The sequence below is a fragment of the Pseudonocardia sp. SID8383 genome, assembly GCF_009864975.1.
GTDB lineage: Bacteria > Actinomycetota > Actinomycetes > Mycobacteriales > Pseudonocardiaceae > Pseudonocardia > Pseudonocardia alni.
In genome coordinates, this window is sequence record NZ_WWFY01000709.1 from 1 (window position 1) to 220 (window position 220).

Genomic DNA, 220 nt, shown 5'->3' on the forward strand with positions numbered 1-220 from the left:
CGCCGCGGCCGGGACGGTGCAGGCCTGGGTGAACCGGGCCGGGCTGCGTCGCCCGCCCGCCGCGCCGCCCACGGTGACCGTGCCGGTGTCGGTGCTGGTCCCGGCCCGCGACGAGGCACACCGGATCGCACCGACGGTGCGGGCGCTGACCGGGCAGCGCGGGCTGGCCGACGTCGAGATCCTCGTCCTCGACGACGGCTCCACCGACGGGACCGCCGAC

General features: G+C 79.1%; 1 protein-coding gene. It reads left to right on the top strand.

The features are described 5' to 3' along the window. Window positions 1–16: 16 nt before the first annotated feature. Window positions 17–220 (top strand): glycosyltransferase (locus tag GTW08_RS16980; protein ID WP_161152215.1); only part of this gene is annotated, 204 nt, incomplete at its 3' end.